Annotated in this window: 18 protein-coding genes and 1 tRNA gene; 13 read left to right on the plus strand and 6 right to left on the minus strand. The window is 41.2% G+C overall.

The window, feature by feature from the left end; translation table 11 throughout:
- The first annotated feature begins 8 nt into the window (after positions 1-8).
- From rsgA to G3O08_RS05845, 3 genes are read left to right on the plus strand one after another with little or no spacing between them, the layout of a single operon-like run.
- Positions 9-932, plus strand: coding sequence for a ribosome small subunit-dependent GTPase A (rsgA, locus tag G3O08_RS05835; RefSeq protein ID WP_163283815.1), 924 nt, complete (start codon positions 9-11; stop codon positions 930-932).
- Positions 932-1,384 (plus strand): D-aminoacyl-tRNA deacylase, encoded by a 453-nt coding sequence (gene dtd, locus G3O08_RS05840; protein WP_163283817.1) that lies wholly within the window; start codon positions 932-934, stop codon positions 1,382-1,384. The genes rsgA and dtd overlap by 1 nt, the downstream gene beginning before the upstream one ends.
- 2 nt (positions 1,385-1,386) lie before the next feature.
- Positions 1,387-1,716: a nucleotide pyrophosphohydrolase gene (locus G3O08_RS05845; protein ID WP_163283819.1), complete on the plus strand. Its 330-nt coding sequence runs from the start codon at positions 1,387-1,389 to the stop codon at positions 1,714-1,716.
- 235 nt (positions 1,717-1,951) lie between these two features.
- Here G3O08_RS05845 and G3O08_RS05850 read toward each other — a convergent pair whose 3' ends face one another.
- From G3O08_RS05850 to atpD, 3 genes are all read right to left on the minus strand, one after another.
- Positions 1,952-4,240, minus strand: a complete 2,289-nt coding sequence (locus tag G3O08_RS05850; protein WP_163283821.1) for an NADP-dependent malic enzyme — start codon at positions 4,238-4,240, stop codon at positions 1,952-1,954.
- A gap of 486 nt (positions 4,241-4,726) precedes the next feature.
- Positions 4,727-4,963, minus strand: a complete 237-nt coding sequence (gene atpC, locus G3O08_RS05855; RefSeq protein ID WP_163283823.1) for an ATP synthase F1 subunit epsilon — start codon at positions 4,961-4,963, stop codon at positions 4,727-4,729.
- Positions 4,964-5,117: 154 nt separating this feature from the next.
- Positions 5,118-6,620, minus strand: coding sequence for a F0F1 ATP synthase subunit beta (gene atpD / locus G3O08_RS05860; protein WP_163283825.1), 1,503 nt, complete (start codon positions 6,618-6,620; stop codon positions 5,118-5,120).
- A gap of 180 nt (positions 6,621-6,800) precedes the next feature.
- Between atpD and G3O08_RS05865 the strand changes: the two genes are divergently transcribed.
- The 6 genes from G3O08_RS05865 (at position 6,801) to G3O08_RS05890 (ending at position 12,618) form a co-directional block, all read left to right on the plus strand.
- Positions 6,801-7,754 (plus strand): bifunctional riboflavin kinase/FAD synthetase, encoded by a 954-nt coding sequence (locus G3O08_RS05865; protein WP_163283827.1) that lies wholly within the window; start codon positions 6,801-6,803, stop codon positions 7,752-7,754.
- Positions 7,696-8,271 (plus strand): leucine-rich repeat domain-containing protein, encoded by a 576-nt coding sequence (locus G3O08_RS05870; protein WP_163283829.1) that lies wholly within the window; start codon positions 7,696-7,698, stop codon positions 8,269-8,271. Before G3O08_RS05865 ends, G3O08_RS05870 begins: the two co-directional genes overlap by 59 nt.
- A 2-nt stretch (positions 8,272-8,273) precedes the next feature.
- Positions 8,274-8,540: a YkoF family thiamine/hydroxymethylpyrimidine-binding protein gene (locus G3O08_RS05875; protein ID WP_163283831.1), complete on the plus strand. Its 267-nt coding sequence runs from the start codon at positions 8,274-8,276 to the stop codon at positions 8,538-8,540.
- Entirely contained in the window at positions 8,533-9,105 is a 573-nt protein-coding gene (gene pnuC / locus G3O08_RS05880; RefSeq protein WP_163283833.1) for a nicotinamide riboside transporter PnuC, read from the plus strand. Before G3O08_RS05875 ends, pnuC begins: the two co-directional genes overlap by 8 nt.
- Positions 9,105-9,626 carry an AAA family ATPase gene (locus G3O08_RS05885; protein WP_163283835.1) on the plus strand — a complete coding sequence of 174 codons (522 nt, stop codon included), beginning with the start codon at positions 9,105-9,107 and terminating at the stop codon, positions 9,624-9,626. Before pnuC ends, G3O08_RS05885 begins: the two co-directional genes overlap by 1 nt.
- Before the next feature lie 541 nt (positions 9,627-10,167).
- Positions 10,168-12,618: a TonB-dependent receptor gene (locus tag G3O08_RS05890; RefSeq protein WP_204336789.1), complete on the plus strand. Its 2,451-nt coding sequence runs from the start codon at positions 10,168-10,170 to the stop codon at positions 12,616-12,618.
- A gap of 155 nt (positions 12,619-12,773) precedes the next feature.
- Here G3O08_RS05890 and G3O08_RS05895 read toward each other — a convergent pair whose 3' ends face one another.
- Both G3O08_RS05895 and G3O08_RS05900 read right to left on the minus strand, forming a co-directional pair.
- The gene (locus tag G3O08_RS05895; RefSeq protein WP_163283837.1) at positions 12,774-13,691 is read right to left on the minus strand and encodes a sensor histidine kinase; all 918 of its coding nucleotides are present in this window, start codon (positions 13,689-13,691) and stop codon (positions 12,774-12,776) included.
- Between the two features lie 15 nt (positions 13,692-13,706).
- Positions 13,707-14,144, minus strand: a complete 438-nt coding sequence (locus G3O08_RS05900) for a hypothetical protein (protein WP_163283839.1) — start codon at positions 14,142-14,144, stop codon at positions 13,707-13,709.
- A gap of 84 nt (positions 14,145-14,228) precedes the next feature.
- On the opposite strand from G3O08_RS05900, the gene G3O08_RS05905 reads away from it, so the two are divergent.
- Positions 14,229-14,993 (plus strand): class I SAM-dependent methyltransferase, encoded by a 765-nt coding sequence (locus G3O08_RS05905; RefSeq protein ID WP_204336790.1) that lies wholly within the window; start codon positions 14,229-14,231, stop codon positions 14,991-14,993.
- Between the two features lie 50 nt (positions 14,994-15,043).
- Here G3O08_RS05905 and G3O08_RS05910 read toward each other — a convergent pair.
- Positions 15,044-15,116: transfer RNA gene (locus G3O08_RS05910), tRNA-Phe, on the minus strand.
- Between the two features lie 55 nt (positions 15,117-15,171).
- Between G3O08_RS05910 and G3O08_RS05915 the strand changes: the two genes are divergently transcribed.
- The 3 genes from G3O08_RS05915 to G3O08_RS05925 are packed head-to-tail and all read left to right on the plus strand — an operon-like array spanning position 15,172 to position 18,608.
- The gene (locus G3O08_RS05915; RefSeq protein ID WP_163283841.1) at positions 15,172-15,915 is read left to right on the plus strand and encodes a type III pantothenate kinase; all 744 of its coding nucleotides are present in this window, start codon (positions 15,172-15,174) and stop codon (positions 15,913-15,915) included.
- Entirely contained in the window at positions 15,887-17,263 is a 1,377-nt protein-coding gene (locus G3O08_RS05920) for a PorV/PorQ family protein (protein ID WP_163283843.1), read from the plus strand. Before G3O08_RS05915 ends, G3O08_RS05920 begins: the two co-directional genes overlap by 29 nt.
- 16 nt (positions 17,264-17,279) lie before the next feature.
- Positions 17,280-18,608 carry a tetratricopeptide repeat protein gene (locus tag G3O08_RS05925; RefSeq protein ID WP_163283845.1) on the plus strand — a complete coding sequence of 443 codons (1,329 nt, stop codon included), beginning with the start codon at positions 17,280-17,282 and terminating at the stop codon, positions 18,606-18,608.
- Positions 18,609-18,635 lie beyond the last annotated feature (27 nt).

The following is an 18,635-nucleotide window of genomic DNA, read 5'->3' on the forward strand; positions in this document are numbered from 1 at the left end:
ATTGAATAATGGAACGCGGAAGAGTCATAAAAAGTACTGGGAGCTGGTACACTGTTGAAAGAGAAAACGGTGAGCTTATTGAATGCCGTGTGCGCGGAAAATTCAGACAGCGGAATATCAAATCGACAAACCCCGTAGCGGTAGGCGATTGGGTGAGGTTTTATGGTGAGACCAACGAATATGTCATTTCCGATATTGATGAACGAAAAAATTATATCGTTCGTAAATCGGTCAATCTATCAAAGCAAAGCCATATTATAGCCTCAAATTTAGATCAGGCCGTGCTGGTTGCCACGCTCAAAAACCCGGTTACTTTCCCCACTTTTATTGATCGGTTTTGCGTTGCAGCCGAAGCCTACCACATTTCGGTGGTTATAGTATTCAATAAAATTGACCTCTTTGACGAGGAAGAACGCGAAATGGTTGAGGCATTTCGCAGTGTATACACTGATTTAGGCTATGTTACCGCTGTTTGTTCGGCAGAAACCGGCGAAGGATTAGATGAATTTAAATCCATATTAAAAGATAAAGTTTCTCTTCTTTCAGGACATTCAGGAGTTGGCAAATCAACGCTTATTAATGCCATTGATAAAAATATTAAGATAAAGACCGGAGCAATAAGCGAGGCACATTACACCGGCCAACATACCACCACATTTGCAGAAATGCACAAGCTCGACTTTGGTGGATACATTGTAGATACACCCGGTATTCGCGGATTTGGATTAGTTGATATTGAAAAGGAAGAAATGGCCGGCTACTTTCCCGAAATGCGTGAACTTTTACCCGATTGCAAATTTTACAATTGTGTGCATATCAGCGAGCCGGGTTGCGCTGTGAAAGAAGGAATTAAAACAGGGAAAGTCGCCGAAACTCGCTATAAAAGTTATCTGAATATGTATCAAAATAGCGACGAAGAACACTATAGATAATGAGGGCAGTAATACAAAGAGTTATCAAGGCGAGCGTAGAAATTGAAGAAAAAGTGGAAGGCGAAATAGCCGTCGGTTTGCTTGTACTGGTTGGAATTGAAGATGCCGATACCGAAGAAGACGCCGAATGGCTTGCTCGAAAAATTGGAACCATTCGCATATTTGATGATGGAGAGGGTGTTATGAATCTTTCGGTAAATGAAGCGGGCGGGAAAGTGCTGGTAATAAGCCAGTTTACGCTTCATGCTAAAACGAAAAAAGGCACACGTCCCTCGTATATCCACGCCGCAAAACCCCATTTAGCAATCCCGATGTACGAAAAGTTCAAACTCCTCCTTTCGGCAAATGTGGACAAGGGAATCGAGAGTGGTGTTTTTGGAGCCGACATGAAAGTCTCTCTCGTAAATGATGGCCCGGTAACTATAATTATCGATACAAAAAACAAAGCATAGCCATGACAATAGAAGCATTGCAAAAAGAAGTGGACCAGTGGATTAACACTATTGGAGTGCGCTATTTTGGCGAGCTGACCAATATGGCAATCCTTACCGAAGAAGTTGGAGAGTTGGCGCGGATAATGGCACGCCGCTACGGCGAACAGTCTGAAAAAGAATCAGATAAAAACAAAGACCTTGGCGATGAAATGGCCGATGTACTTTGGGTTTTGGTTTGCCTCGCCAATCAAACTGGGGTAGACCTGGAAGAGGCAATCAAGAAAAACTTTGAGAAAAAGACCTTGCGCGACAAGGACCGGCATAAGAATAATCCGAAGCTGGAAAATTAGCTTCAAGTCTTAAGCCGCAAGCTTCAAGAATCTTAAAGCTTGCGGCAATAATTATAGATTAAAAAGTTTTGAGTTCTGAAGCTAAGCTTACTTAAGTCTCAATATATAATTCCAACAAATCAATACTCAATGTACCTCGCGAATTGCGACCAAAGGCGCGCGACTCTTTTCTCCCCGCACTTCTCCCCGCACTTCTCCCTCGAGACTAGCGACTCGTGTGACTCGCGACCCAATACTACCCCTTCCCATTCTTCCGCTGCTGCGCATCTACGGCCGCAATGGAGGCCATATTTACAATTTCTCGTACGCCACTTCCCATTTGCAATACGTGAGCGCTCTTGTCAAGCCCAACAAGCAAAGGCCCGATAGCTTCAGCAGATCCGTATGATTGCAAAAGTTTGTAAGCAATGTTTCCGGATGCTAGGTCTGGGAAAATGAGTGCATTCGGTTTATTGCCAACGAGTGTGCTAAACGGGAACATTTCTTCCAGGAGTTTATTGTTCATCGCAAAATTGGCTTGCATTTCACCGTCTACAATTAGATCAGGATATTTTTTGCGAACCAATTTGGTGGCAGCTTCCATTCTATCCGGAATCCTTCCTTTATTTGATCCGAAGTTGGAATAACTTAGAATTGCAATTTTTGGTATTAAACCCAGTTTTCGAATTGCTTCGGCAGTGTTTTCTACTATTTCAACAATATCTTCTACGCTTGGATCGGTGTTGATTGTAGTGTCGGCAAGAAATAAGGGGCCGTCTTTTGTCAGAATTATATAAACTCCTGCTGCTTTATTTACTCCAGCCTTGCGGCCGATAATTTCGAAAATCGGTTTTATGGCTGAAGGATATTTTAAGGCCAATCCTGTTAGTAATACATCAGCCTTGCCGGTTTTTACCATCATACTGCCGTAATATCCTCGGGTAATCATGTTTTTGCGCGCTTCGTATTCGGTGGCTCCACTACGCTTGCGGGCTTCGTAATAAATATCGGTAAACTCGGCCACTGTTTCAGGATGCTCATTTATATCCTCAATTTCAATACCTTCAAGGCTCAAGGCATATTTCTCAACGAGTTCGTCAATTTTATTTCTGCGCCCCAGAACGATTGGTTTTGCAATACCGTCATCGGCTAGAATTTGAGCTGCCTTCAGCACCTTGTATGTTTCTCCATCAGCAAAAACAATGCGTTGCGGATCTGATTTGGCTTTTTCCATAACGACGCGGATAAACTTATCGTCGCGTCCGAGTTTTGTAATAAGGTGGTCTTCGTAATTTTTCCAATTTCTTATTGGTCGCCTTGCCACACCGCTCTCCATAGCAGCTTTGGCAACAGCCGGAGCTACTGTAATAATAAGACGCGGGTCAAATGGTTTTGGAATAATATATTCTTTCCCGAAAGAAAGATCGCGCCTATTGTAAGCGAGGTTTACTACTTCGGGCACTGTTTCTCTTGCTAAATCTGCAATGGCTTTTACAGCGGCGAGTTTCATTTCTTCATTAATGCTGGTGGCGCGCACATCTAGTGCTCCTCTAAAAATATAAGGAAAGCCCAAAACGTTGTTGACCATATTGGGATTGTCTGATCTTCCCGTGGCCATAATAATGTCTTTGCGGGCGGCAGTTGCATCCTTATAACTTATTTCCGGATCGGGATTTGCCAAAGCGAAAACGATTGGGTTGGGAGCCATGCTTTTAACCATCTTTTGGTTCACCACTCCACCTTTTGAAAGTCCCACAAATACATCGGCATCTTTAATCATTTCTGCAAGTGTCTCAATATCTGTATCTTGCGCAAATTTCTCTTTCTCTTTATTCAAATTTTCTCTTCTCGTGGTAATAACACCTTTGCTGTCAAGCATAAAGAGGTTTTTAGGATTCACGCCAAGAGAAATGTAAAGCGTGGCGCACGAAATGGCGCTGGCGCCTGCTCCATTGAAAACAACTTTTACATCTCCTATTTTTTTTTCTGCTAAATCAAGCGCGTTGAGCAAGGCAGCCCCGGTAATTATAGCTGTTCCGTGCTGGTCGTCATGCATAACCGGAATATCCAGCTCATCGCGAAGGCGGCGCTCTATTTCAAAGCATTCAGGGGCTTTTATATCTTCGAGATTTATTCCACCAAAAGTGGGAGCAACGATTTTAACGGTTTGTATAAACTTCTCTACGTCAGTAGTGTCTAGTTCCAGGTCAAATACATCGATATCTGCAAAGATTTTGAATAGCACGCCCTTTCCTTCCATTACCGGTTTTGAGGCCAATGCACCTATATCGCCAAGTCCGAGTACGGCGGTTCCGTTAGAAATTACTGCAACAAGGTTTGCCTTTGCCGTATAGCGGTAAGCCGCTTCGGGGTCGTTTTGAATTTCCTTGCAGGGCTCTGCCACGCCGGGTGAATATGCAATAGATAAATCGCGCTGACTGTTAGAGGGTTTTGTAGGAATAACTTCAATTTTTCCCGGTCTATCGTTCTCGTGGTACTCCAAAATGTCTTTTTTTCGGAGGCCTGTACTTTTCTTTTGTGTCATAATTCAATTAAAGGCGTAAAGCTAACCAATCTAAAAGCGTATTGGTAAAATGCGCAATTTGATCTTGCTAAAAGTTGAAAAAAAGAATTTTTGAAAATTTGAAACCCTTATTTCTAAATCCCGTAGAAGTTTAAAGTGCAGGGCGTTAAGCCATCTCCTTAAATGCACCATTACTCCTCAGCAGCACAAAGCCTTCGATATTTTTTCGAGGGCTTTTTTAGTTGAGTTCTGTTAAAGATGGAAATTGATACCAGTTTACTTTGAATAACCTGGCGAGACGCCAGTATAGGCCATCCTCGCCCCCAACTTCGTTGTTTACGGGCACGGCAAGATGCCACGCTAAAAAGCTTGGTGAACGGGGCGTGTGCGCGCAACAAAAGCTAAGCCAAATTGAGATTGATGTGACTCTTCCCCTGCGAGAGAAAAAACAAAAAAAAAGCCACTTTGATTTCTCAAAGTGGCTCTGCTTGAAATAAGTATTCTGTTTTACTCAGCCAGAATAATCACTTTATTATTAAGTACTTCAGCTACGCCGCCTTTAATATCGAAGAACACTTCCTCATTATTGGCATTTGTAACTTTTACCTTTCCTTCTTTTAGCGCGGTAATCAATGGCGCGTGATTATTTAAAATCCCCAGGCTCCCATCAATTCCGGGTACTGTAACGCCTTTTGCTTCGCCTTTAAAAAGAGATTTGTCAGGTGTAATGATTTCAATAGTCATAGTTGATATGTCTTAATCAATGTGCTTCAGTGGTTGATCCATGATGTTCGATAGCGAGGCGCAAGCAGTATTGAAAATAAGGATTTGACTTTTGTCAATGACTGTTTTCAATACAATTGCAACGCCGATAGCGGACATTAAGGACAATCACTAATTAGTTTTGGGCGAGCATCTTCTCCCCAGCTTCAATTACTTCTTCTATGCTACCCTTCAGGTTAAAAGCTGCTTCAGGATACTTATCTAACTCACCATCAAGAATCATATTAAATCCTTTAATGCATTCTTCAATCGGTACAAGAACTCCTTTAAGGCCTGTAAACTGCTCGGCAACGTGAAATGGCTGTGAAAGGAAGCGCTGAATACGACGCGCGCGGTGAACCGCTTGCTTATCTTCTTCGCTCAATTCGTCCATTCCAAGAATGGCAATAATATCTTGTAGCTCTTTGTATCGCTGTAGGTTTTCTTTTACGCGCTGTGCACAGTTATAGTGCTCGTGCCCTACTACGTGTGGAGACAAAATACGCGATGTTGAATCCAATGGATCAACCGCAGGATAAATACCAAGCTCTGCAATTTTACGAGACAATACAGTTGTCGCATCCAGGTGGGCAAATGTCGTTGCAGGAGCGGGGTCAGTCAAGTCATCTGCAGGAACGTAAACCGCCTGTACAGATGTAATAGACCCACGATTTGTAGACGTAATACGCTCTTGCATCGCACCCATCTCTGTGGCGAGTGTAGGCTGGTAACCTACCGCCGATGGCATACGTCCAAGAAGTGCAGAAACCTCAGAACCGGCTTGTGTAAATCGGAAGATATTGTCGATAAAGAATAGAATATCTCTACCGCCAGAATCTGCGTCACCATCGCGGAAATACTCTGCAAGAGTAAGACCAGATAATGCAACACGTGCTCTCGCTCCGGGAGGCTCATTCATCTGTCCGAATACGAACGATGCTTGAGATTCAAGCAGAGCATTTTTATCTACTTTGCTAAGATCCCATCCGCCGGCTTCCATAGAATGGGCAAATTCTTCACCATAAGAGATAATTCCTGATTCCAGCATCTCGCGCAAAAGGTCATTCCCTTCACGTGTGCGCTCACCAACTCCTGCAAAAACAGAAAGTCCTGAATATCCTTTGGCGATATTATTAATAAGTTCTTGAATCAATACGGTTTTACCTACTCCCGCACCACCAAACAGACCAATTTTACCACCTTTTGAATAAGGCTCAATCAAGTCAATTACTTTAATACCGGTGTAAAGAATCTCTTCACTGGTAGAAAGATCGGCAAATTTTGGAGCTTCGCGGTGAATGGGCCATCCACCTTCTTTTGACAACTCTCCAATGCCATCTATGGTATCGCCTGTTACGTTAAATAGACGCCCTTTTACCTTATCGCCTACTGGCATAATAATAGGGCTTCCGGTATTGATTACTTCGGTGCCGCGCGACAATCCGTCGGTGGCATCCATGGCGATTGCTCTAACGGCACCTTCACCAATGTGTTTTTGGCACTCAAGTACCAATTCAGATCCATCTGATTTTTTGATGACCAATGAATCATAAATGTTGGGAAGGCTTTGCGCATCGGCAAAACTCACATCCACAACCGGCCCTATGACCTGTACTACTTTACCAGTATTGTTTGACATTTTACTGTACTTAAAGGTTGGTATTTGCTTTCTTTTTTCGAGGTGCAAAACTAAGATTTAATCCTTGTAATACCAATGTAATGTGCTTATTTAATTTTCATAATTTTGAACCCACGCAAACCAAAGCGATAATAATGTAAGTTTGCTTAATAAAAACGGGTATTTCAAAGAGTTGACCTATTGAAAGTTTACAGAAAATTATCTGAGTTTAAGCCGCAAGCCAAGGCGATTGTTACAGTAGGAACTTTTGATGGTGTACATATTGGCCATCAAAAATTGCTTTCTACGATTAATGATTTAGCGAAAGCTGAAGATGGCGAATCGGTGCTTTTAACCTTTTCACCTCATCCCAGATTGGTTCTTTTTCCGGAAGATAACGACCTGAAATTGCTTTCCACACTTGATGAGCGTATTGAGAGATTGCGAAAGTCGGGTCTTGACCATTTAATTGTACATCCGTTTACAATTGATTTTAGTCGGATTACTGCAATAGATTATGTGAGCGAAATTCTCGTTAATCAGCTCGGTGTCCATAAGCTCGTAATTGGCTACGACCATCATTTTGGGCGTAACCGCGAAGGAAATCTAGAGTATTTAAAGAAAGTGGCACCCGAGTGTGGTTTTGAAATAGTAGAAATTCCCGCTCAGGAAATTGACGATGTAAATGTGAGTTCCACAAAAATAAGAAAGGCTCTTGTAGAAGGAAAAGTAAGTCTGGCAAATGAATATCTAGGCTACGAATACGGCATAGATGGCACAGTAGTGAATGGAAATAAGATAGGTAGAACCATGGGGTTTCCTACAGCCAATATAAAGCCGCTTGACAAATATAAGCTTGTGCCGGGGAGTGGAGTTTATGCCGTTTTGTTTAGAATTGATGATGTATGGTATAAAGGAATGGCCAATATTGGCACCCGTCCCACCGTTACAAATTCTCCAAAATCGGTAATAGAAGTAAATGTTTTCAATTTTGATGGTGACCTTTACGGCAAAAAGGTGCGTGTAGTTTTTGTTAGTCGCCTGCGCAACGAGGTGAAGTTTGAAAATATGGCAGAGCTTGCAAAACAAATGGAAAATGATGCAGACAATACCGAAATGGCTCTCGCTGATCGCTCTATGGATTTTATGGACTAGCTTTACAATCCCTGTCAATCAGAGCATTTGCGAACGCATTGATAAGAACGGAAAGCTTCAAATAAAAAATACCGACTTAAATAATCTCGGTGCAATATGCAGCTGTGAAAATATAAGATCACTATCTTTTAAAAAGTGCAATTTTGTAGCTTTGCCGGAATGCGTTTCGACGACTAAGGAGTGCGAATGTACCGCGAATGGAGGGGTAGAGTCTATCTCATTCTCAAAAGCCAATATTCAGCGCCTTCCTGAGGGGCTCGAAAATTTTAATAATCTGCAAAACCTCGATTTATCATTTACAGATATTGTTTTTCTACCTGAAGATCTCTATCAATTTTATGAGTTAAAAACGCTCAATCTGCGCGGAACGGGCATTGTGAGTCTGCCCGATGGATTAGAAAATCTTGAAATGATAGATATGCGCATGATTGATTTGAGCCGCGATGATCAGGAGGCAATTTACGCACAGTATCCAGAAGTTAAAATATATTTTTCGTCACCTTGTCAATGTAAATAAGTATGGAAATAACTCTAGAAATATCTATGTATCCCTTGCGGGAAGATTACGAAGTTCAAATTCTCAATTTCATTTCAAAACTTGAAAATAATCCAGATTTTACATTGCATGTAAATGCGCTAAGTACACAAATACAAGGTGATCAAAAAGTGATCATGGATGCCGTAAATAAAGCGATTGCTGAGGTGTATAAAAGCGGAATAAAGGCCACATTTGTAATGAAGGTGCTTCCTGGAGGAATAGATTTGGCATACGAGCACAATGCTTGAAGCAATTGAAATTATCGCAGTGGCCTTTAATATTGGCTACATCATTTTAGCAGCGCGCGGGAATGCGTGGTGTTGGCCGCTCGGCATAATCGGTTCTTTATTAAGTATTTGGCTTTTTGTAGAGATTAAACTCTATGCCGAGTCAGTGCTTTTTACCTATTATGTTATAATTGGTTTTTATGGATGGTATCAATGGAAAAAGCAACGTACCGACATTGATAATTTACAAATCAGAAACTGGGATTTGAAAAATCATCTATTCTTATTGGCTGGAGGCTATCTTTCTACCTGGCTGCTCTTTTTATTATTGCAGCATTATACCGATGCCGAAATGCCTTTGCTCGATTCGTTTACAACGATGTTTAGCTTCATTGCTACCTGGCTCACAGCAAAGCGGTATATCGAAAACTGGCTTTACTGGATTGCACTTAATCTGCTGACAATCTATCTTTATTTTTCGCGCGATTTGCAAGTCTATGCTGTACTTTCAATGGTATATGCAGTTATGGCGATTTACGGATATTATAGTTGGAATAGAGATTTTAAAGAGCAGGAACTTCTATAATGTCTATTCTGAAAATAGCGATAACGGGCCCTGAGTCATCGGGTAAATCAGCGCTAAGCAAATCTCTTGCGGCTTATTACAGCACTAGCTACGCGCCAGAATATGCCCGAACTTTCCTTGAGAAAACGGGTGGTGAATACGATTTTAATGACCTGATTTTGATTGCAAAAGGTCAGGTAGCCAATGAAAAAAAGGCTTTAGCCAAAGCAGAGAAAGTTTGTTTTTTTGATACAGATATGCTCGTGCTGAAAGTTTGGGCAGAATTTCGTTTTGGCAAGGTCCCTGAATTTATCGAAACCGCTTTTCAGCGAAAGCGTTATGACCACTACCTGCTCTGTAAGCCCGATTTAACTTGGGAAGCTGATGCTTTCCGGGAAAGCCCAAACCAGGCAGAACGTGATTTGCTTTTTAAGATTTATGTTGAAGAGTTGGAAAAAATTGGTGCAACTTACCATATTATAAGTGGGTTGGGAGAGGAGAGATTAAAGTCGGGCGTTGAGTATTTGAAACGTTATATTTAGCGGTTGTGGGTTATTCTAAAGCGTTGAAAGCGGAAATCAATTTCAATGTGAAACTTGAAAATGAATATATACAACTTGTTCAAAGCGACCTCAAAGTTTTAATCTTAGAATACGCAGCGCTCTCACGTGGTTATTGAGCGCAGTCGAACTTAACGTAGTGATCTCATGACCGCAGGGAATAAATGCAGCGAAGCAACTGATCGAAGCGATCACTTTAACACCTTGAAAAATTAACACGAGCGAAAAGCTAAATCTTTGAGGTCTGACCGACATATTGTTGTGAATTCAATTTTCGAGCAATCTAAGAACCAAAAACCAAAAACCCTTTGCTGTTACCAAAAAAGAAATACCTTTGCCGCATCTCACAGGGGTGCCTATATCTAAAAGCCAAACGTGGTTTTAAGACAGGCTGAGATCATACCCTACAAGCAATAAGTTTATTGACTTGTACACCTGATCCGGTTAATGCCGGCGTAGGGAGGAAAATTAGTTGGCTTGCGCTCTCCCCGAGTGGCAACCATTACTAAAAAACAAAATCTAAATGTTGATCAAATTGAAGTATGCTGCAATGGCGGCAATGCTCTATGCGCTACCAATTGCAGCGCAGAGTCAAATTAATGGAGTGGTAACTAGCAATACGGGCGGAGCCCTCGGTGGAGCCCATGTAGTATTAAACGGATACGAACGAGCAGTTTACACGAGTTTTAACGGTGAATTTGAATTCGGAAATCTGAAACCGGAAAAGTACGCGCTAAGGGTTAGTTATATTGGGTATCAGACTTATTATGATACGCTTGAAGCCGGTAGAAATGGAGAGAATTTGAAAATAATTCTTGAACCTTCTCGGTTTCTAACCGACGAAGTGGTGGTGAGCGCTACGCGGCTTTCGCAAAAAGCCCCGGCAACTTTCAAAAACATCAGTAAACGCGAAATCGAAGAACGAAATCTCGGTCAGGATTTGCCCATGCTTTTAAATTATACCCCATCACTAGTTGCAACGAGCGATGCAGGAGCAGGTGTTGGCTATACCAGCATGCGTATTCGAGGAAGCGACCAAACCCGAATAAATGTGACCGTAAATGGAATCCCGATCAATGACCCCGAATCACAGGGTGTGTTTTGGGTAAATATGCCCGATATTTCCAGTAGTTTGTCGAGTATTCAGATTCAGCGTGGTTTGGGAACTTCTACAAATGGATCGGGTGCTTTTGGAGCTTCTATAAATATGGAAACCAATACATTGGATCAGGGCGCTGGAGGAATGATTTCAAATAGCTTTGGCTCTTTCAATACAAGAAAACACACCGTGCAGTTTAATTCGGGACTCCTGAATAATGGCTTTGCCGTGGAAGGCCGACTTTCTGAAATAGCCAGCGACGGATATATTGACAGAGCGTCGAGCAATCTCCGTAGCTATTATCTTTCCGGTGGTTATTACGGTGAAAAAACTGTTGTAAAGGCTATTACATTTTCCGGAACGGAACGCACTTATCAAAGTTGGTACGGTACACCTCAGTCGCGGTTGAACAATGATGTGGATGGAATGCTTACTCATGCTGCCAATGAAGGTTATAGCGAAGCACAGACCCAAAATTTACTCAACTCGGGACGCACATACAACTATTACACTTACGATAATCAAGTTGATGATTATGAGCAAACGCATTACCAACTCCATCTTATTCAGAAATTTGCGCCGAATTTAAGCCTTACTCTGGCGGGTCACTATACCAAAGGACAGGGATTTTTTGAAGAGTACAAACCACGAGCTAAATTTATTGATTACGGAAAGCCGAATGCGATAATAGGTGGAGATACAATCTCCAGAACCGATATTATTCGGCGAAGATGGCTCGACAATGATTTTTACGGAGGAACATTCTCACTTAATTACGAGAAGAATAATCACAACTTAACTCTCGGAGGGGGAGCTCACTTTTATCGTGGCAATCACTTTGGCGAAATCGTCTGGGCTGAGGTATCCACCACAGTTGATCACTTGGAAGAGTATTATAGGAATATTGGTGATAAAGACGAAGTAAACATTTACGGAAAGTGGGACTACAGCCTGGAAAAATGGACTTTTATGGCCGATTTGCAAATTCGATCTGTGAATTATATCACGAACGGCATTGACAATGATCAATTGAATATTGATGTAAGCGAGCAGTTTTTATTTGTGAATCCTAAAGTGGGTGCTCGCTATAAGCTGAACTCCCGCAGTAGCATATATGGATATGCCGGACGCGGAAACCGTGAGCCGGTTCGAAATGATTTTATAGACGCTCCCGAAGGTACTAAGCCACGCGCTGAGACATTGAATAATTTTGAGGCTGGCTACGCGCTTATCGATGATAAATTAAACCTGACTTTTAATGGGTTTTATATGGATTACGAAAACCAGCTGGTGCTTACCGGCGAGCTGAATGATGTGGGCTCATCTGTGCGCCGAAATGTGGATAAGAGCTACAGGGCAGGCGTGGAGATAGATGGAACTTACATGTTCCTTAAAGAGTTTGGGGTGAATGCCAACGCCGCTTTTAGCCGGAATAAGATTGAAAACTTTAATGAGGTGATTTATGATTACGATGAAATTAATGGAGGTATTTTGAATAAAAACTACAATGATGTTGACATTAGTTTCAGCCCGACGGTGGTAGCCTCAGGAATGCTTATAATTAAACCGCTTAAAAACCTGGAGATTAACTTTATGTCTAAATATGTGAGCAAACAATATTTGGATAATACGGCCAGCGATGTGAGATCTATTGATGCATACTGGGTTAATGATTTAAGAATAGGTTATGGAATCGACGATTTAGTATTTGATAGAATTGAATTCAATTTGCTCATTAACAATATTTTCGATGCTAAATATTCGTCAAATGGATACACCTATTCTTATGCCTTCGGCGGTGACTTAACGACCGAGAATTTTTATTATCCGCAGGCTGGAACTAATTTCCTAATTGGGCTTAATTTGGTTTTTTAATATTTTCCGCGCGATAAATCGCGCGTTAAAAGGAGGGTTTCTCTGGTTTCCGCGCGATAAATCGCGCTTTAAAAGGAGGGTTTCTCTGGTTTCCGCGCGATAAATCGCGCGTTAAAAGGAAGGTTTCTCTGGTTTCCGCGCGATAAATCGCGCGGCTACAGGGGTAATTCGACGATAAATTTACTGCCAGTTGGCGAATTATCTTCGATATGAATTTTTCCGCCGGTCATGCTCACCAATTCTTTTACGATGTACAAGCCGAGACCCGTACCTTTTTGGGTGCGGGTTTCTTCATTTTCGGCGCGATAAAATTTGTCAAAAACCCGGTTCTTTAATTCATTCGGAATGCCCATGCCATAATCTGAAACCACCAGAGTAGCTTTTGAATTTTGGGTAGATAGTTTTACTTCAATAGCTTGATCTCCACCGTATTTTAATGCGTTTTCAATTAAATTGATCACTATAGACTCATAATTGTGCATATCTGTATAGCCGATAATGCCAGAATCAATAGCGGTGTTTATTTCAGATTTTCCCGATGTTTGAGCAATTCGGGATACGAGTTTTTTGGTAAGCTCGCTTAAGTTTATTTCAGATTTGTCGAGGGTGTCTTTCCCATTTTCAATTCGTGTAGCGAGTAGTACATTTTCTATGAGCAAACTTAGCCGTTCTGTATTCTCTCGCACATTATTTTGCAGTAAGTTGCGCTGTTCTACATCTAAATTCTCGCGTTTTGCAAGTGTGTCCATACACAGTTGAATTGCTGCCAGAGGTGTTTTAAGCTCGTGTGTTATAGAGAGTAGAAAATTTCGCTGCTGGCGCACGAGTTTTATTTCTTTGTTAATTGTGCGCTGTGTAATGAAAATGCCGGCGAGGAGGAATATAAAAAAAACCGATCCCTCACCAATGATCATCCATACTTTTAGATTACCCAGACCGGGATCTGCCGATGCGTAGTGCTCAATATTGAGCTTGATAAGCAAATACGCCCACCAAAAAAATTGAAGAAGTATATAAATAGTAAGCAGGTAAAAAAGTATGCTTACTCTTTTACCTGCTTTCGTAGATTGCATGACTTATTTGCGAAATTAATACTCCACTTTAGTACGGAAGTAATATTTCATTAGCTTCCCTTCTTTTCCAGGATGATTTGTCACAGAAATTAATTCTAGCTTTTGCTGCGCCATAAGGTTTAATAGATCTGTTTCAGACATTACCATTCTTGCAGCATCCTGCATTTTGAGACCCATTTCCTTTGCACGTTCTAACTTATCATCACCAGTTTTGTTTTCGCTTTCTTCAAATTTGATGGTGAAGTTTTTGTCTTCAATAATGACGGTCGCTACAGAATAAACCCATCTGTATTCAGGCTCTTTTACAGAATCGTCGGTAGTGGAGGTTTGAGAAACGCTCGTTTCAACTTGACTCTTATCCGTTTTTTTAGTTTTTTGCGCAGATGCAACATTGATGCAAAGAGCGAATGCAACGGACAGAACGAGGGTTTTTAAGATTGTTGAATTATTCATATTTGTGTTGATTTTTTTTCAAAGATAGAAAAATCGCAATGTAGCCCGTTTAAAAAACCTATTTTTGAACTTGTTTTTTAAATTATGAGTCTTTACAGATACGCTCTTCAAAATTTACCACGGCCATTACTAATTCGTGCAAGTTATGTTTTCAGGCTTTTTGCGCCTTTATTATACAGGGGCAATGATGTAGAATGTCCTGTTTGCAAGCGACACTTCAGCAAGTTTTTGTCTTATGGCTCAAATCAGGCCTTACGGCAAAATGTGCTCTGCCCGCATTGTCTTTCGCTTGAGCGGCACCGATTGCTTTGGATATACCTGAATCAAAAAACAAATTTTTTTAGCAAGCAGCACGATGTATTGCATATTGCGCCCGAGCAGTGTTTTCATGAACGATTTAAAAAATTAAAGAATATTACTTATTTCACCGGCGATCTGGAGTCTCCGTTGGCCGAGTATCATTTTGATTTGCATCAAATTCCGTTTGATGACAATAAATTTGATGTGATATTATGCAACCACGTATTAGAGCATGTGGAAGATTACGCCCGATGTATGCGTGAACTTTACCGTGTTTTAAAACCGGGAGGATGGGCTATAATGCAAGTGCCCATAGATTATAACCGTGAACTTACTTATGAAGATAAAACAATAACCAGCCCAGAGGAGCGTGAGAAGCACTTTTGGCAAAAAGACCACCTACGGCTTTTTGGTAAGGACTATCCCCAGCATTTGGAAAAGGCTGGTTTTAAGGTTAAAAGTGACACTTTTGTAAAGAATTTGAAACCCGAATTACGCCAGAAATTCAGGCTTCAAAATGAAGAAATAATTTATCTGGCACAAAAATAAACAGCCCAAAAACAAAAAATCCCACTGCCGAAGCAATGGGATTTTAGAAGTGGTGATGGACGGAATCGAACCGCCGACACAAGGATTTTCAGTCCTTTGCTCTACCGACTGAGCTACATCACCAACTTTGCAGGGCGCAAATATAATATAAATTCTATATCACAACCAAAACTTAAAAATGAGTGTGCAAAAATCAAATATGATTATCGATATTGGCAATACCCGGATGAAGGTGGCGTTGTATGTCAGAAATCAACTTGATGGTGTGCTCACTTTTTCAAACCGGGCACACAGACAGGTATCAGAATTAATTGAAAATACCCAGGCAGAGTACGCCATAATTAGTAATGTTACCAATTTACCTCAGCCATTGACAGAAGTCTTTCAGGAAAACTTGAACATTATAGAATTTGACGGCACAACACCAATACCAATAAAACTGGACTATAAAACCCCAAACACCCTCGGTACCGATAGAATTGCCAATGCTGTAGGTGCTCAAAAGAACTATCCGGGGCAAAATGTGCTGATAATCGACTTTGGAACATGCATAAAATTTGATGTACTTTCGGCCGATGGTATTTATAGAGGTGGCGCCATTTCGCCCGGTGTGAAGATGCGTTTTAAAAGTATGCACCAAATGACTGGCAAGCTCCCATACATTAAAGACTGGCATGAAGATGAAGAAATTTGGCCGGGGCTTGATACGAGATCGAGCATGGTTAGTGGTGTAATTCAGGGAGTACAGGCTGAAATACTGCGGTATATCGATATCTCAAACGAACATTACAATAATTTAACGGTTATTGCCACCGGAGGCGATTTTGCATTTTTTGATAAAGCATTTAAAAATATCATCTTTGCAAATCCTTATCTCACCCTTCAGGGCTTACATGAAATCTTACTATACAACATTGATTAAACTTGGAACCGCGGCAGCATTGCTTATTTTTATTACGACTCATTCCTTTGCCCAGTCTGATCTATCATCGCCGTATTCCCTTTTTGGACCGGGTATCCCGTCGCCCAATCTTTCTGTAAGCCAGTATGGTATGGGAGGAAGTGGGGTGGCACTCATAGACCAGTATAAAATGAACTTTGCCAATCCCGCGGCTCTGGCTTATTATTTGGAACCCATTTTTGAAACATCGGGTGCCGGAACATTTTCTACCTTCAAAACAAATACGGGAAGTTTTGAAAATCAGAATTTTATTCTCAATAACTTAAGCCTTAGTTTTCCGATTAAGCGTGGAGTATGGGGCCTTACCGTGGGGCTTAAACCGTATACTACGGTGGGCTATGATGTAAATACAACTACTCCAAATCCCGACCTGTCTTCAGATGCAGTAACTGAGTATTCTGGTGATGGCGGAATTAATCAGGGCTATCTGGGCATGGCTTATAAAGTTTACAGCAAAACTGACTCTGCAGGGAATACCTCGACTTTGGCTATTGGTTCAAATTTTAATTTCAATTTTGGCACAATTGACAATAACCGGCAAATTTATTTTCCCACCAATAGGGAAACACTGGGTTTGCGGATTCAAGAAAGCGTTCTTATACGCGATGTGAATTTTGACTTTGGAGTACATTATCAGACCAATCTTATTGGCAAATCTGCCGTAAGTTCAAATTATTTAAAGTTTTTGGCCGGTGCCACAATATCTACGAGTGCAGATTTAAAAGCACAGAAAAATGCTACTGCTTTCAATTTTTTGGGTAGCTATTTACTTCCCGGCGATACGCTTTCTTCTGTAGTGAGGCAAGATGGTAGAGTGAATTTACCTATGCGCGTTACGGCGGGTATCGGGCTTGATTATATTACTGAAAAGCGTCGTCGGTTCCGTTTTGCATTAGATTATACTACACAAGAGTGGTCAGCGTATAGCGAGAAGTTTGGCGATGATGTCACTACATTCAACTTTCAGAATAGCCACATTATTAGCACCGGTCTGGAATATACACCGCAACTAGGTGCTTCAAAATATCTGCGATCTGTTGAATACCGTGCTGGTTTTAAGTATGAAAAAACCAACTTAAATATCAATGGTACAGACGTTAACGATATTGGCATGAGTTTTGGTTTATCTTTGCCGTTGCATCACAGACGCGGTCTCACCAAATCGGCGTTTCACATCTCTGGGCAATACGGAACTTATGGAACTACAGACAGTGAACTCATTCAGGAAGACTACTTCAAAATATTTGTGGGCTTTTCGTTTACGCCTCATTTCAGGAACCGCTGGTTCGTTCAACCTAAATATGATTAATAATTATAAGTTAACTATGAAGAATGTAATTTTCAGCCTCATGGCTGCTATGCTAATGGTATTTTCGGCAAATGCTCAAACAGATTCAACCAAATACGGGAATACGCCTGAGGAACAGAAAGAATGTAAGGAGTGTATATCACTTTATCGGGAGTATCGCGATCAAAATATGCAAAAAGATGCCTTGCCCTACTGGCGATGCGCTTTTAGAACCTGCCCTCAAAGTGCCAAGACCTTATATACAGATGGTGCGAAATTTTACGGGACTATTCTCGATGGTATTTATGAGGATTCCACTAAAGCCGATATGAGGAATGCGCACTTAGACACTTTAATGATGATCTACGATAAGCGAATTGAATATTTTGGTGAAGAAGGTAAGGTGTTGACGTACAAGGCGAACGACTTGTTTAATTACGACAACATGCGTGCTGAAGAAGCTAATTCTATGCTTAAAAGATCTATGGAGCTGGAGGGTATGAATAGCGATGCGGTTGCTGCTTCAAAGTATTATCAAACGCTTTACGAGATGTATAAAGTAGATAAGGCAACCAAGTCTGATCTTTTGGTAGAATATATGCCTGTACTGGAAATTTTGGATTACAATATTGCACGGCTTGATAGTGCGGAGGGAGTGCGCTATGAAAAGGCTAAGAATAACCTGGATGCGTTTTTTATTAAAATTGCTGAATGCGACGATATTTATAGAATTCTTGGCGAGCGACTCGCGGAAACGCCAAACGATATAGACCTCAATAAAAAGGCGCTCGCGGTAATGAATAAGCGAGATTGTACAGATAGCGATCTTTATCTTCAAGTTGCAGAGCGCGTATATCAGGATAAGCCAACTCCAGATGCTGCTTATTCTATAGGAATTCAAAAGCTTAAAGCCAAAGATTATACTCAGGCACTTAAATATTTTGAAGAAGCGGCAGACCTTTGCGGCGATTGTATAGATTTGAATAAATACTATTTGCGAGCTGGGCAAACGGCCAGTATTTTAGGTCAGACTTCAAAAGTGCGTTCGATAGCTAATAAGATGATTCAGAATAATCCTAAGAGCGGAGATGCATACTTGCTTCTGGGCGATGCAATTGCGGCTGCTGCAAAATCGTGCGACGATGGTAAACTTGGCAGTTATGGTGCGTACTGGCTTGCTACCGATTATTTTGCGAAAGCAAAATCTGCAGATAGATCTGTAGCTGACAAGGCAAATCAAAAAATTGCCAGTTACTCAAAGCAATTTCCGCTAAAGATTGATATTTTCTTTAACAATTTAGATAATGGAGATTCTTATACGGTTGCCTGCTTTGGTGAAACCACCACTGTGCGATCTAGAGACTAAGCCTAAACCCCTGAAAACTTTTCTTAA

The organism is Cryomorpha ignava, from assembly GCF_010686655.1.
GTDB lineage: Bacteria > Bacteroidota > Bacteroidia > Flavobacteriales_D > Cryomorphaceae > Cryomorpha > Cryomorpha ignava.